Annotated in this window: 16 protein-coding genes; 5 read left to right on the forward strand and 11 right to left on the reverse strand. The window is 47.7% G+C overall.

What is annotated here, in order from left to right:
* Positions 1-26 precede the first annotated feature (26 nt).
* The 3 genes from fabB to ACTNE6_RS11840 form a co-directional block, all read right to left on the reverse strand.
* Positions 27-1,247 carry a beta-ketoacyl-ACP synthase I gene (fabB, locus tag ACTNE6_RS11830; RefSeq protein ID WP_442496857.1) on the reverse strand — a complete coding sequence of 407 codons (1,221 nt, stop codon included), beginning with the start codon at positions 1,245-1,247 and terminating at the stop codon, positions 27-29.
* Positions 1,248-1,258: 11 nt separating this feature from the next.
* Positions 1,259-1,774: a 3-hydroxyacyl-[acyl-carrier-protein] dehydratase FabA gene (fabA, locus tag ACTNE6_RS11835; protein ID WP_194970078.1), complete on the reverse strand. Its 516-nt coding sequence runs from the start codon at positions 1,772-1,774 to the stop codon at positions 1,259-1,261.
* Between the two features lie 86 nt (positions 1,775-1,860).
* Positions 1,861-3,768: a transglycosylase SLT domain-containing protein gene (locus ACTNE6_RS11840; RefSeq protein WP_442496858.1), complete on the reverse strand. Its 1,908-nt coding sequence runs from the start codon at positions 3,766-3,768 to the stop codon at positions 1,861-1,863.
* 83 nt (positions 3,769-3,851) lie between these two features.
* Between ACTNE6_RS11840 and ACTNE6_RS11845 the strand changes: the two genes are divergently transcribed.
* The 5 genes from ACTNE6_RS11845 (at position 3,852) to ACTNE6_RS11865 (ending at position 9,461) form a co-directional block, all read left to right on the forward strand.
* Positions 3,852-5,654 (forward strand): ABC transporter ATP-binding protein, encoded by a 1,803-nt coding sequence (locus ACTNE6_RS11845; RefSeq protein ID WP_442496859.1) that lies wholly within the window; start codon positions 3,852-3,854, stop codon positions 5,652-5,654.
* A gap of 2 nt (positions 5,655-5,656) precedes the next feature.
* On the forward strand, positions 5,657-6,499 hold the full coding sequence (locus tag ACTNE6_RS11850; protein WP_442496860.1) for a PHP domain-containing protein: 843 nt from the start codon (positions 5,657-5,659) through the stop codon (positions 6,497-6,499).
* Positions 6,500-6,586: 87 nt separating this feature from the next.
* Positions 6,587-8,020, forward strand: coding sequence for a glutamate--cysteine ligase (locus tag ACTNE6_RS11855; protein WP_442496861.1), 1,434 nt, complete (start codon positions 6,587-6,589; stop codon positions 8,018-8,020).
* A gap of 5 nt (positions 8,021-8,025) precedes the next feature.
* Positions 8,026-9,036 carry a M14 family metallopeptidase gene (locus ACTNE6_RS11860; RefSeq protein ID WP_442499696.1) on the forward strand — a complete coding sequence of 337 codons (1,011 nt, stop codon included), beginning with the start codon at positions 8,026-8,028 and terminating at the stop codon, positions 9,034-9,036.
* Positions 9,033-9,461 (forward strand): YcgN family cysteine cluster protein, encoded by a 429-nt coding sequence (locus ACTNE6_RS11865; protein ID WP_194970082.1) that lies wholly within the window; start codon positions 9,033-9,035, stop codon positions 9,459-9,461. Before ACTNE6_RS11860 ends, ACTNE6_RS11865 begins: the two co-directional genes overlap by 4 nt.
* 26 nt (positions 9,462-9,487) lie before the next feature.
* On the opposite strand, the gene ACTNE6_RS11870 is transcribed toward ACTNE6_RS11865, so the two are convergent.
* From ACTNE6_RS11870 to ACTNE6_RS11905, 8 genes are all read right to left on the reverse strand, one after another.
* Complete coding sequence (locus tag ACTNE6_RS11870; RefSeq protein WP_194970083.1) at positions 9,488-9,775, reverse strand: hypothetical protein; 288 nt, start codon at positions 9,773-9,775, stop codon at positions 9,488-9,490.
* 15 nt (positions 9,776-9,790) lie between these two features.
* Entirely contained in the window at positions 9,791-10,117 is a 327-nt protein-coding gene (locus ACTNE6_RS11875; RefSeq protein WP_194970084.1) for a YqcC family protein, read from the reverse strand.
* Position 10,118: 1 nt separating this feature from the next.
* Complete coding sequence (locus ACTNE6_RS11880) at positions 10,119-11,060, reverse strand: YVTN family beta-propeller repeat protein (protein WP_442496862.1); 942 nt, start codon at positions 11,058-11,060, stop codon at positions 10,119-10,121.
* A 28-nt stretch (positions 11,061-11,088) separates the two neighbouring features.
* The gene (locus ACTNE6_RS11885) at positions 11,089-11,652 is read right to left on the reverse strand and encodes an SRPBCC family protein (protein ID WP_442496863.1); all 564 of its coding nucleotides are present in this window, start codon (positions 11,650-11,652) and stop codon (positions 11,089-11,091) included.
* A 159-nt stretch (positions 11,653-11,811) separates the two neighbouring features.
* Positions 11,812-13,260 (reverse strand): exodeoxyribonuclease I, encoded by a 1,449-nt coding sequence (gene sbcB, locus ACTNE6_RS11890; protein WP_442496864.1) that lies wholly within the window; start codon positions 13,258-13,260, stop codon positions 11,812-11,814.
* A 28-nt stretch (positions 13,261-13,288) separates the two neighbouring features.
* Positions 13,289-13,687: a CBS domain-containing protein gene (locus ACTNE6_RS11895; protein WP_442496865.1), complete on the reverse strand. Its 399-nt coding sequence runs from the start codon at positions 13,685-13,687 to the stop codon at positions 13,289-13,291.
* Positions 13,688-13,764: 77 nt separating this feature from the next.
* The gene (gene nqrM, locus ACTNE6_RS11900) at positions 13,765-13,944 is read right to left on the reverse strand and encodes a (Na+)-NQR maturation NqrM (protein ID WP_194970088.1); all 180 of its coding nucleotides are present in this window, start codon (positions 13,942-13,944) and stop codon (positions 13,765-13,767) included.
* A 4-nt stretch (positions 13,945-13,948) separates the two neighbouring features.
* Complete coding sequence (locus tag ACTNE6_RS11905) at positions 13,949-14,989, reverse strand: FAD:protein FMN transferase (RefSeq protein WP_442496866.1); 1,041 nt, start codon at positions 14,987-14,989, stop codon at positions 13,949-13,951.
* Between the last annotated feature and the right edge of the window lie 32 nt (positions 14,990-15,021).

The raw sequence follows: 15,021 nt of genomic DNA on the forward strand, positions 1-15,021 counted from the left end.
TTCATCAGAACCCCGGATGGAATACGTTAGCCGTTGTAACGTTGGAAGATTAAGGTTGCGTTGGTTCCACCGAAGCCGAAACTGTTCGACATGATGGTATTTAGCGTGACATCATCCTGCCGCTCGCGCACGATGGGAATACCTTCCGCATTCGGATCCAGATGCGTGATATTGGCTGAAGCGCTCAGGAAGTTTTCTTCCATCATCAATAAAGAATAAATGGCCTCATTAACACCGGCTGCACCTAATGCGTGGCCTGTCAGGGACTTCGTTGAGCTGACCCATGGCACATTGCCGGCGCCGAATACGGTACGCATGGCTTCCAATTCTCTGGTATCGCCAACGGGCGTACTGGTACCATGTGCATTGATGTAATCGATCTTGTCATGCACAGTTGCCAGCGCCTGCTGCATGCAGCGCACAGCGCCTTCGCCTGAAGGCTGAACCATATCATAACCATCAGAGGTTGCGCCGTAACCTGTCAGTTCGGCATAGATCTTGGCGCCGCGGGCTTTGGCATGTTCCAGCTCCTCGATGACCAGCACACCGCCGCCGCCGGAAATAACGAAACCGTCGCGGGTTTCATCGTAAGGCCTTGACGCTGTCGTCGGCGTATCGTTGTACTTGGCTGACAGTGCGCCCATCGCATCGAACAGGACGGACATGGTCCAGTGCACTTCCTCGCCGCCGCCGGCAAACACAATATCCTGCTTACCCATCTGGATCAATTCCATGGCATGGCCGATACAGTGAGCACTGGTCGCACAAGCGGAGCTGATGGAGTAATTGACGCCTTTGATTTTAAAAGGTGTCGCCAGACAAGCCGTATTGGTGCTGGACATGGTCCGGGTCACCATATAAGGGCCTACTTTTTTAATGCCTTTTTCGCGCAAAATATCAGCCGCATCCACGAGATTCGAGGTTGAAGGGCCACCTGATCCCATCACCAGACCGGTCCTGACATTTGATACGTCCGACTCCGCAAGGCCTGCATCATCAATGGCCTGCTGCATGGCAATGTAATTAAATGCAGCGCCATCGCCCATAAAACGTTTTATTTTACGGTCTATAAATTCGTCCTGATCTATATTGACAGGTCCATGAACATGACTGCGAAAGCCAAGTTCTTTATAAACATCGGCAAAAACGATTCCAGAACGCCCTTCTTTTAAGGAATTTACAACCTCATTTCGGTTATTGCCGATGCTGGAAACGATGCCTAAACCGGTTACCACGACTCTTTTCATTACAATAGCCTCTAGAAATCTTCTGTAGAAGTAAATAAACCAACCCGCAAATCGGTAGCTTCGTAAATTACTTTACCGTCAACTTCCATAGTGGCATCAGCGATACCCATAACCAACTTCCGCATTATTACTCTTTTCAGATTGACTCGGTAAATCACTTTTTTAGCGGTTGGCAAAACCTGCCCAGTAAATTTAACTTCACCTACACCTAAAGCCCGTCCTTTACCTGGTCCGCCCATCCAGCACAAATAGAAGCCTATCAATTGCCACATGGCATCTAATCCCAAGCAGCCCGGCATCACCGGATCGCCTTGGAAATGGCAAGCAAAAAACCATAAATCAGGAGTTATATCCAGCTCAGCAATAATTTCGCCCTTCCCGTAAGCGCCGCCTTCATCCGATATATGAGTAATCCGGTCCATCATTAGCATATTTGGTAGAGGCAATTGCGCATTTTTCGGCCCGTATAGCTCCCCCCTACCGGACTTCAATAATTCTTCGCGCGTAAAACTATGCTGTTTCTCCATAATATTTATGTACCTAAGTTAATAATAATTATTCTTGCATCAAACGCGCATTATCTAACAGACACCAAAAAAAATCAGCTCAATTTTTAGCCCGGTAGCACATCCAGCATGAAATCTTTTATCCTGAGCGCTTTCCTGTGCATACGCTCCTGATAAATCATAATGTAAGAAAGCACTGAAGATACATATTTTCGGGTTTCCTTAAACGGGATGGTCTCTATCCATATGTCCGCCGGCACAGTCTCGCCACTAGGCAGCCACTGTCCTACCCGCCTGGGCCCTGCATTATAAGCGGCAGTTGCCAGTGCGAAATGACCGTTAAACCGGTCCAACAGTTGTCTGTAATAAAAGGAACCGTATTTGACATTAATATCGGGATCAAACAGGCTTGCCTCGGATTGCCAATTCTCGCGAAGGTCCCGTGCAATTTGCTGGCCCGTTTTCGGCATAATCTGCATAAGTCCTCTGGCGCCGACCGGCGACTCGGCATACCTGTCAAACACGCTCTCCTGGCGAATGAGGCCGAAAATTACAGCCGGATCAAGATTGTGTCTATATGCATTATTACTGACTTCATTGAGATAATTGACCGGGAACCGTAGCCCCATGTCATCCCAGTAATCGGCCTTAGCCAGCGTAAAAATAGCCACTTGATTCCATTGCCACTGTTGAGCCAATTTGGCCGCAGTCATCAAGCGCTCTTTGGGCAGTTTTTTGATGGCAAACCACCATTGCCGTTGCGCTTCTGACATACGCCCCAGAAAATCGAGCTCCCGGGCTATTTCAAAGTCATTTTCTTCGGCCAGTGCCTCAAGCTCATTCCCTGACAGAAAAACAGGTTTATCGGTTAAATGATAAGGCTTGCTGACGGTATCGGCTGCAAGAAAGCCGTAAAAACTCCGGTCTTCAGCAAGATGATTGTAGATAGCCTGCGCCTGCAACACATCGCCCGTTTTAGCCAGCGAGCGAGCTTGCCAGTACTGCCATCGGGGCTCCAGCCGCTCCTGATCCGTCAAGCCCGCCAGCGCATCGGCAACATGTTGCCAATTCTGTTCGAGCAAGGCGGCTCTGGCTTTCCATTCCCTGACCTCCGCATCGACATTGCCCAATCGGCTCAGACGATCATAGGCTTTTTTGTTCTTATTGAATGCCAGGGCCAGTGCGAGTCTTCGTTCGATTCGCTGGTCCGTTTGCGCATCTATAGCGAAATTGTATTTCCTGCTGTCCCAGATTTGCATCGCCAACTCGGGATCTGTTTTGGCCATTCTGTCGACAGCATGCGCAAAGATACGCCCACCCTGCTGGTCCGGGTTGATCCCTAAAGTATCGCTTCCTATTAGCTCGGGCTTTTTATGAATTTGCAGCCATACATCGGCAATAGCCTGATCCGTTAATAAACGCTTCAGATACTCCGCCAGCTGGACATTATCTTTCCGCAATGCCAATTCGAAGCGTTGCCAGATCAACTCCTGCGTAAAAAGCGGCGACTTGATCAATGCTGACGTCAATGCATCGCATTCCTTAGGCAGAGACTTCGCCACTGTCCACAGGCGCTTTGCTTCATTCAATGCCAGTTCAGTGTCGCCCGTCAGATATTTGGCCCAGTAAAACTGGCATTCCAGCGCGCTGTTGCCGCTTGCCTGATAATGTTGAAGAAATTCGTACCAGTTTTCATGCTGAGCCAAGTAGCTCAGCCATTGAGACCTTAACAAATCGGCATAACGTGTATCTTTGTATTCCGATAAAAATCCCAGAATTCGGCTCGTCTGATGCAAATTATTCTTTAGCCACTGATAGTGCAGATACGGATACAAAGGATAGCTTTTTAAAGACGGAGCGAGGTCCCAAAATGCCTCGTCGTTTCCTTGGGCAATCAACTTTTCCGCTTGCAGAAAATCAGCTCGTTGCTGTTCCAGTGTATTTCCCGATACGTTAACTGGCAAGGTCAGCACGCACATTAATAACAAATATCCGTATCGGTATTTCTTCTTCATAATTTTTAACAACAGTTTTAGTTATTTTCTTAAAGATGTCAGACAGATATAATGGGGGGTTTATAGAACGCATCATACCTATCGTGCAAACAAAGCATCCCTCAAAACAGGCCACGCAATATTACGGCTGGGATTATATCTTTCAAATCGTTTCAGAGCACAAAAAACAACTGATCAATGCGCATCTGATCGCGATTCTGGCGACTATCGCCAGCGTACCGGTTCCTTTGCTGATGCCGTTGCTGGTCGACGAAGTCCTGCTGAACAAGCCCGGCATGACCATCGCATTCATCAATTCGCTGACGCCGGCCCACTGGCACACGCCGATCCTTTATATTGCGGCCGTTTTGCTGGCAAGCCTGCTGCTGCGCATTTTTGCGATTATTTTCAACATCATTCAAGCCCGGCAATTCTCCTTTATTTCCAAAGATATCATTTTTCGTATCCGTAAGAATCTGATCAGGCGTCTGCAGACGATTTCCATGTCCGAATACGAAAACCTGGGAACAGGCACTGTGGTCACGCACCTGGTGACTGATCTGGATACGATTGATACCTTCATAGGCTCTACCATCAGCAAATTGCTGATAGCCGCCCTGACCATCATCGGTACAGCCGGCATCCTGCTATGGATGCACTGGCAGCTGGGTTTGTTTATTTTATTATTAAATCCTGTCGTGATCTATTTCACGCGTGTCGTCGGATCACGTGTCAAGGATCTGAAAGCCAAGGAAAATTCCGCTTATGAAGTATTTCAGCAATCGTTAACCGAAACGCTGGAAGCGATTCATCAAATCCGCGCCAGCAATCGCGAGAAGCATTATTGTCAACAGCTGGTCGAATCGGCCCGTTCGGTGAAGGATTATTCAATGATCTTTGCCTGGAAAAGCGATGCGGCCAACCGGATGAGCTTTCTGGTATTTCTATTCGGCTTCGACGTGTTTCGCGCCTGCGCCATGCTCATGGTTTTCTATTCCGACCTTAGCATAGGCGAAATGCTTGCCGTATTCGGCTACCTCTGGTTTATGATGGCTCCGGTCCAGGAAGTGCTGAATATTCAATATGCGTTTTACGCGGCCAAAGCCGCTCTAAGACGCATCAACCGCCTGAATGCGCTGCAGCAGGAACCCCATTACCCACATCTGGAAAATCCGTTCCTGAATAAAAAAACCGTCTCCATACGTGTCGACAATCTACACTTCAGCTATGGCGATGAGCAAATACTGAACGGCATCAATCTGGAAATCAAAGCCGGCGAAAAAGTGGCGCTGGTCGGCGCCAGCGGCGGCGGCAAATCCACACTGATACAAACGCTCATCGGTCTCTATCCGTCCAGCGGCGGCCGGATTTATTTTGACGATGTCCCCATCGATCATATCGGCCTTGAGGTTGTCCGGGAAAATGTCGTAACCGTCCTGCAGCAGCCTATTCTGTTCAACGATACCATCCGCGCCAACCTGACACTGGGCAGATCCGCTACCGATGCCGAATTATGGCATGCACTGGCGATCGCGCAATTAAAAGACACGGTCAGCGACCTGGAAAAAGGTTTGGATACGGTAGTCGGCCGTCATGGCATGCGGCTTTCCGGCGGCCAACGGCAACGCATGGCCATCGCGCGGATGATAGTCGCCAATCCTAAAGTCGTGATACTTGACGAGGCCACTTCGGCACTCGATAGCGAAACAGAACATAAATTGCATCAAGCCCTCGCCGATTTCCTGAAAGGCCGCACAACCATCATTATTGCGCATCGCCTGAGCGCCGTAAAACAAGCCGATCATGTCTATGTATTTGAAGGCGGCAGTATTTGCGAACAAGGCCGTCATGAAACTTTAATCAATCAAAAAGGTCTTTACGCCAAGCTTTATGGGGATTATCAATAGTCATGGCTGAAATATACGATCTGCACTGTCACTCAACGGCTTCCGATGGTGCATTATCGCCAACGGAACTCATAAAACGCGCCCATGAGCAAGGCGTTACCTCACTGGCTTTGACCGATCACGATACGACAGCCGGACTCACCGAAGCCCGGGCTGCGGCGGCTGCAAGCGGCATCAAGCTGATATCTGGCATCGAACTTTCCACCAGCTGGCACGACAAATGTTTTCATATAGTCGGCCTGGGGATCAATCCTGATTATGGCCCATTGGCTCAAGCCACTCAGAACCTGCAAACCGTGCGTCTGGAACGCGCTGAAAAAATCGCCCAGAAACTCGAGAAAAAACGTATTCCCGGCGCATTCGAAGCTGTCAAGCGAGCTGCTGGCGACAGCATGATCACACGCACCCATTTTGCTGACTTCCTGCTGTCACAGCACCACGTGTCAACGCAGCAGGAAGCTTTCGACCGTTATCTGGCCCGGGGTAAACCGGCCTATGTATCCACACCCTGGGCCGAACTGGAGCAAGCGATCAATTGGATCACCGAGTCAGGCGGCATTGCCGTCTTGGCCCATCCGTTGCGTTACAAGCTGACGGCCAACTGGATGAAACGGCTGTTGACCGCTTTTAAGGAAGCTGGCGGCCAAGGTATAGAGGTTGTAACAAGCAGAATTAGTGCCGATGAAATTAAATTGGTTGCCGGCTACGCCGCACGCTTTGAGCTGGCGGGATCAGCAGGTTCTGACTTTCACAATCCTGAAAATCAGTGGGTTGAGTTAGGCCGGCTCGCCCCTCTCCCTCCCCATATCAAGCCCGTATGGGAATTACTGGAAGTTCAAGGTTAATGGCACTTTTTCATCCGTTGCCAATCACATTGATGTGAGCTTTGAACCGACGTATGATGATTTAACTTTGCTTGATTTGGTGCAATCATGGGCCAGGAAATCTCTTTAGAGCAATTTGATGAGAAGAACTTCGAGCGTTTTTATCAAAAGCTCAAGCAGGAGACTCATCTGCTCAGCCAATTAATTGAACAGAATGCCTGTTCCACCCATCAGCCTGTGGCCGGCTTCGAAATTGAAGCCTGGCTGGTCGATGAAAACATGCGCCCATCACCGACTAATGAAAATTATCTGGCTACGTTCAACCATCCGTGGGCTTCGGCGGAACTCGCCAAATTCAATATAGAATTCAACAGCACGCCTGCACCTTTAACGGATGATGTTTTCAGCCGCCTGCACGAGCAGTTGCAGACAACTTGGGCAGAAGCCTGTCAGCACGCGGAAGCCCTAAGCAGCAACGTTGTCATGATTGGCATTCTGCCGACTTTAAAACAGTCGGACTTGAATCTGAGCAATATGTCAAACATGAACAGGTATCGCGCCCTGAATGAGCAAGTGCTGCATGCCCGCGGCAGGCCGATACACATCGATATCAATGGTGCGGAACACCTGAAATTCGACCATGACGACGTGATGATAGAGTCAGCCACCACGTCATTTCAATTGCATATCCAACTGCCGCTAAGCATTGCGCATCATTTTTATAACGCTTCGATCATGGCCTCGGCTCCAGTTGTCGCGTTATGCGCCAACGCTCCTTTCTTGTTCGGCAGAGAGCTCTGGCATGAATCACGCATTCCGCTGTTCGAACAGTCTGTTGAATCCGGCGGCTATTCAGGCGCCTCGCATGGCCCGATCAAACGCGTCAGCTTCGGATCTGACTACGCAAGACACTCTATCATCGAATGCTTTCAGGAAAATCTTGATCACTTTCCTGTGTTATTGCCTGTCGAGCAGGACTCCGCCATCGAAGCCTTCGCACACCTGCGTCTGCATAACGGCACCATCTGGCGCTGGAATAGGCCATTAGTCGGTTTCGATGGAGACGGCACACCGCATATCCGGGTAGAACATAGAACACCCGCTTCCGGCCCCAGCGTGATCGATTCGATTGCCAACGCGGCGTTTTACTATGGACTGACCCAGAGCATCTGCGATGAAATCGTAACCAAAGGCTGGCCATTGCCGTTTGCCCAAGCCAAGGATAATTTTTATAAGGCAGCCCGTTTCGGCCTGGACAGCCATATCATCTGGTTTGACGGCCATAAACAGCGTCTATCTCATTTATTCCAAACCGAACTTTTACCTAGAGCGACGTCAGGTCTGGAATCTCTGGGCATTCGCCGTACAGATATCGACACTTATCTGGATATTATCCGGCAACGTATCGCCCATAGGCAAAATGGCTCTCAATGGCAGCGCCAGTATATCCACGAACACGATCATGATTTCACGGAGATGATGCGAAATTACCTTAAAAATCAAAATAGCGGCAACCCTGTCAGCACTTGGACCTTAGCGTGAAAACATTGAGCCTTAATCAATTGGATTACTTGCCCGATGGCCTGCTGGAAGCCACGCCGGAAAGTTTGCACAGGATATTGCCCGAGCCAACCCTGATTCATTTGGCGGGCAGACATGCCGAACCTCTATTTGTATCAATTTTGCTGCATGGCAATGAATCGACAGGACTTTTCGCACTGCAACTACTGCTGAAAAAATATCAAAACCAGCCTTTGCCGCGCTCACTGTCCATTTTCTTCGGCAATATCAGCGCCGCCAGTAAAAACTTGCGAAGACTTGATAACCAGCCTGATTACAACCGCATCTGGCCTGGCACCGAGCTGCCTGATTGCGCGGAAACCGAAATGGCAAGGGAAATTGTCTCGATCATGAAGAAGCGCCGTGTTTTTGCCAGCGTCGATATACATAACAATACCGGATTAAACCCTCATTATGCCTGTGTCACTAGGCTGGATAACCCGTTTCTACAACTGGCCTCCCTATTCGGCCGGCTGGTTGTCTACTTTATCCGGCCTAAAGGCGTACAAACAGCCGCATTCGCGGAAATATGCCCGGCTGTCACTCTGGAGTGCGGCCGCCCCGGCCAACACTATGGTATCGAACATGTGCTTGAATACCTGAACAGTTGCCTGAATCTTGCCGCATTACCGTTGCATCAAGTTCAGCCTCAGGATATTGACCTTTTTCATACGATCGCCCAGGTTAAAGTGCATGAAAAAATTAATTTCAGCTTTAACCGAACCGATGCCGATCTTTTGCTGAATGAAGACCTTGAACGCATGAACTTTACCGAGATTCCAGCCGGTACTGTATGGGGAACTTCCAGATTCAACTCGCTGATACCGCTCATCGCTCAGGATGAATCCGGAAATGATGTGACTGAAAAATGTTTCTCTATTGAAAACGGCGATTTATTGATAAACCGAAATAACACCATGCCTTCCATGCTGACACTGGATGAACATGTGATCAGGCAGGACTGCCTGTGTTATTTAATGGAAAGAATACATTTATGAGCTTCTGGAAAACCAAAAAACTGATTGAAATGACGGCCGAAGAATGGGAGTCGTTGTGCGATAACTGCGGCAGATGTTGCCTGAACAAGCTGGAAGACGAAGATACCGGTGATATCTATTTCACCAGCGCCGCTTGCGACCAGATAGACCTGGAAACTTGCCGATGCACCCACTACGCCGACCGCTTCACTGTAGTGCCCGAGTGCATTGATTTAAGACAGCCCGGCTTTACTGCATACAATTGGCTGCCATCAACCTGCGCCTACCGTTTGCTCAATGATGGCGGAGAGCTTCCTGACTGGCATCCTCTGGTTTCAGGAAATGCCGAAAGCGTGCAGGAAGCAGGTATCTCAATCAGTAGTTATGCGATAAGGGAATCAGAGGTTGATGATCTGGAAGATCATATTATCGAATGGCTGGATTAATTAGCCTACAACCAGTGGCTCCAAGACTATTCTTTTTCTATCCACGCTTCCAGCGCCTCAATAATGCCCTTTGCCTGCTCCTTACTGGAAATATTGAATTTTGATTTTTGCTGGTATTCGCCGTTGCGTTTCTGATAGCGGCGAATGGTATATTTATCAGGGCCATATTCCCCTTTGGCGCGATCCCAATCCTGGTAACGGAACATGACCGTAGCCCAGGCTCCTTTGGTCAGCACTTTTTTATCCAGCTCTTTGACCGTCTCAATCCCGCCATCTTCGTAAGTTACAGTCAATTCATCTACAGTTTCAGCCATATTAGCTCCACGTTATTACAAATCGGTGAGCAGTGTATCAATTTCGGCCAAATGCGCCAATAAAGTTTGTAGATTGGCATCATGTCTGAAATATTCCTCGGCATAAGGCGCAATAGCGCAAGCAGTCGGCAACGGTGCTGCATGTTCGATTAATGCCCGCATTCTTGGCAGAAATATAAATTGCAACCATTGAGGGAAATCCAAAGTATCGCAGCTAAAAGGCAGTTCACTCGAAAGCGCCTCAACCGGAGGTAAAGCACCCTGCCAATAATTCAGCTGTCGCAACTGAACTTCCACTTGAAACAATAGTTCAGCAATTTTCCGACACTTATCCGAAGCCATGTTACTTGGCGATGAATTGCCCGAACGCGCGACTGCCTTCGCCGGTCTGGATCGTATCAACCACTTCCAATGTCTGTGCGTCGATCACGGAAACATTGCTGTCGAACCAGTTCGCCACATAAACATGCCGATCATCCGGATGCGTATAAATGCCTTCCGGTTTATCGCCGACATCAATCAGGGCGATTTCTTTTAATGTGGCGGTATCAATGACCGAAACCGAGCCGTCATCCTGATTGGTGACAAATAAAAGACCGTCGCCCTTCGCCAGGGCAGCAGCATAAGGCCGGCTATTTACTTTGACTGTCGCAATGCGTTTTAGATGGCTTTTTTCCAATACCGTTACATCATCGCTTTCCACATTAGCGACATAGATGCGTTCGCCTTTGCTATCAACGGTCAGGCCAAACGGATGCGCGCCAACCTTTGTAGTATTTCTGATCGTCAGTTTATCCAGATCGATCTGCGAGACTGAATCATCCAACCGGTTAGCGACATATAACCAGCGATTATCAGGACTCACCATCAAGCCGGAGGGCGATTTGCCCACGACAATGGTTTCTACGATTTTCAAACTATCGGCATCAATCACTGATACGGTATTCTTATACCAATCCGCTACATAGATGCGCTTGCCGTCCGGCGCCGTAGCAATGCCTAAAGCACCATCGCCGACGGCGACTTCAGAAATAACTCTGCGTTTTACTGCATCCAGAACAGCAAAGCCTCTCGCTTCCGGAGCGCTGACATAAATTCTGTTACCGTCCGGTGCAACGGCAACACCGGCAGGCTTGCCGGCAACGGCAATCGTATCGACTACTGTACCTTTTTTCGTGTCGATAATGGAAACGCTGTCCGCCAATTGATTACTGATATAGGCGAAAGGCTCCGCCATAACCGATGCTGATAAGAAGGCTGTAGCGACCGCCATCGCTACAGCCATGTGGTTCACTCGGAACACGCGTAAACCCTTACTTTTCAGCTAAGGTTTTCAGATTTTCCAAACCTGATTTTAAAATAGCCGTCACAGCCGTGTTAGCAGCTTCTTCATTCATTTCCGCAGGCGGATTGTTATTCATGTAAGCGCGGTAATAACCCGCTTTCCAGGATACAACCGATGTATTGCCTTTGCCTTCTACCTCAATGCTGGCCGCATAGTTGTCAACTGGCAAAACAGGCACTTTCTCTTCAGCGCCGGCATGAGTAATGGTTTTCGCTGTGCTCATTTCAGTGATTTTATAAGCATACGTCATTTTTTTGTCGTCATGCTTTTTCAATTCTTCGGTAATAGTACCGCCGTCTTTCAAAGTCAGAACACGGACTGAACCTTTATCGTTGCCTTTATCGGCTTTGGTATCCTTGATGCCGGGGTGCCATGACATATCGCCAAAGTCTTTAATGATGCCCCAGACTTTTTCGGCAGGCGCATTGATGGTGATTTCTTCTTCCGCTTTCTGGCGAACAGGACCGTGCGCATTAACAGCCGAAGCAAAAAAGAACAGTAAAGCTGGAGCAAATAAAACAAATTTCTTCATGATTAACTTCCTTATGGAAACATATAAACTGAACCACCCATTATATGCCAACTCCATGCAACTGGCATCAGTTAGCGCATTCTTAATCCAAGCTTATGAGCGGAACAGTTATCTTGACTGATACAACTGAATATAAAATTAATTTTGCAGAGCCTTTCATCAAACTAACTTAACGCCGAACCGTTCCATTTTCTCGAAAGCGTATGCTTCCAGTGCTGTAATCACATCCGGGTTAATATTTTCATTACCTTTAAGTTCTTCAAGGCGATTGAAATAATCGCCAAACAGAATCCCGGCCCCAGTCCGTCCGCCTGTTAACCGGTTTCCACAAAACTCATGCCATCTCTGCGTCTCTTCATGAGTCAGAGTTTTCGGATAATTGCGCGCCCGGTATCTAAATAGCATCTCCGGCAAGCGAGCATCAGAAAAATCAAAAACCGCTTTTGCCAATTGATCCGGCGCCATACCCCTAATTCTCGCCATTTTTTGTTTATCTGATTCAGAGAAAAAACCGCCGCTATAAAGCGCCAAGTCCGGATCATATTCCTGCTCTGCGTAGTCGTGACTAAAAACGGCCGAAAGTTTCGCTTCCAGGTTAGTTGCCGCCTTAATCTTTTCAATATTGGCATAGCAGAAAGCCAGGTCGATTTCCAGCCGCTCCGCATCATTCGGCCTGATAACAGACACCGGAGCCAGCACGGGACATTTATTTATATGAACCGTTTTTAGCGGTATTCTCTCAACGCCTTCCGGCAATTCACCGGTTGATGTAAAGATCCTCTGCTGAATTTCTTCGACAGATAACGACAGCATCGGTTCAGGATCTATAGAAAGATCGTAAGCAATGATGCCATTACTGTTGGTCGGATGCTTGCAGACAGGTAAAATGACAGCAAGACAATTCTTGGTCGCTGCGTATTTGCCCGAAATATGCACAAGCGGTTTAAAGCTGCCGAGTTGCAACAAATTAAGCACCTCGGATTTAATCCGATGCTGCAGTAAAAACTGATACAGTTTTGGCTGGGCTTTTCTAACTAACCTGGCTATCGCTATAGTGGCATACACATCGGAAAGCGCATCATGCGCAGCTGAATGTTCAATACCATTCGCTTGGGTTAACTCTTCGAGCCTGAAACAGGGCCTTCCATCTTCATTAACTGGCCAGTGTATGCCATCAGGACGCAGAGCACGCGCAGCCCTAACCAGATCGATCAGATCCCAGCGTGAATTGCCATTTTGCCATTCACGCGCATAAGGATCATAAAAATTTCGGTAAAGGCAATTGCGCGTTACTTCGTCATCGAAACGGATACTGTTATAGCCGACAGTGCAGGTATTAGGCTGAGACAACTGCTGATGAATCAGTCGCGTGAATTCCGCTTCGCAAATGCCTTTCTGCTCGGCAAATTGAGGGGTAATTCCTGTGATAACACAGGCGTCAGGATGCGGCAGTGAATCTGCCGATGGTTGGCAATAAGCGACGAGAGGGTCGTCTACAATATTGAAATCATAATCGGTCCGAATACCGGCAAACTGAACAGGCCTGTCTCTCCGCGGGTCTGTTCCGAATGTCTCATAGTCATGCCAAAAAAACGTGCCGCTCTTCATCCAATGAAAATTAATCCCTAAACTTTATTTAAGATTCGAGCGAAGCCAATGCTCTTAAAACATCAGTTCGGCTGACAATGCCTACCAGGTCAGTATCTTCAAAAACAGGAAAGCTTCTGTCTTTGGATTGCTGAAATTTTTCCGCCACGTCAACAATAAATGAGTCAGACTCAACACGAATTACGTCTTTTGTCATATATTCGCCGACTTTACCGCCCATGCCCTGATCGTAAACGTTTTCCGCAACAACCCGCATCACATCATTTTCCGAGAACATACCGATCAACTGGCCATGATTGTCAAGCACCGGGGCGCTGGTAATTCTATGATCCAACAGTTTCTTTATAGCATCAAAAACATTGATTTCTTTAGTCAAAGTAACCAAATGCTTGGTCATATAATCTGCAACAGTGATTTTAGCCAACATAACGAACTCCTCATTGTAATTTATTATTTCACTTCAGAGCCTGCCGTCCTGCTTATGCAAATCCTTGCAGAACTGTCCTAAACCTTTCCTTCAGCCTCCAGCTTTTTCCTTTTATCACATTTTTCAACGCATATGCAATTTCCGTTATTAGCGCCGCCGCATGATCCTTTAATAGCCTTTCTGCCAAAAATAACCCCTATCGCCATTATTGCAATAACAACAAGCATGAATACAAAAGTTACAAGAAAATAAGTCATGATGTTACCTTTTCAATTCTGTAAAGCCAGTAAAGGCTCGCGTGCTTTTTTCGTAAAAACCCGAATCTTTTTTAATAATAAATAATGCCGCTATATTATTGCGCTCGGCAAATTTATAACCTTCATCCGGACCCAACACCATAATAGCGGTTGCCAGTGCATCGGCTTCCATCGTCGTTTTGCTCAGGATCGTAACGGATGCGAGCTTATGCGTTATGGGCCGCCCTGTTCTTGGATCGATAGTATGGGAAAAACGTACGCCATCACCTTCGAAAAAATTCCGATAATCCCCGGAAGTTGCCATAGCTATATCGGAAATGCCAACCACTTTCTCTATCACTCTTGTATCCGGTGTTGGCTTCTCAATAGCTATATGCCAAGGCTCGGCATTCGCATTTTTCCCTCTTACTCTTATCTCTCCGCCAATTTCGACCATATAGTCGGTTATGCCATTCTTTTCCAATAACAAGCCTACCTGATCCACAGTGTAGCCTTTTGCTATAGCCGACAAATCCACATACAGGTCTGGTATCGCTTTTTTAACAGCTAACGATTCTTCTTTAATACTTAGATATTTATAGCCAATTTTGTTCAATCGCTCCTGTATAAGCGCATCGTCAGGCGCGACAAATTTCATCGGATCTGGCCCAAATCCCCACAAATTGACCAGAGAACCCACGGTTACATCAAAGGCTCCGTTGGTCAATCGGCTAATTCTTTGCGCTTCTTTCAATACTGTAAATAAAGGCGCGGAAACGGGGACCCAATCAGTCGAAGTGTTTTGATTAAAACTGGACAGTTCCGAATCTTCCAGATAAGTGGACATCTGCCCATTTATCTCATCCAAAAGAGCCATGATTTGATGTTTCAGTTGCTCTGAAACCACTGATTCGGGCAATTTACTGACTTTAATATGGAAACTGGTACCCTCTGTTAATCCTGAGTAGATGAACGGGTACTCTTCTGCTTCATTGCCGCATGCCGACAATAAAAAAACGAGGAGCAGACCAAGCCATGCTCCTCGTCGCTGTTTGATAGTTTTCATGTGATTCCACTAGCCCTCTCCCGCAAGAAGTT

This window comes from Methylobacter sp. sgz302048 (assembly GCF_052162025.1).
Lineage (GTDB): Bacteria > Pseudomonadota > Gammaproteobacteria > Methylococcales > Methylomonadaceae > Methylobacter.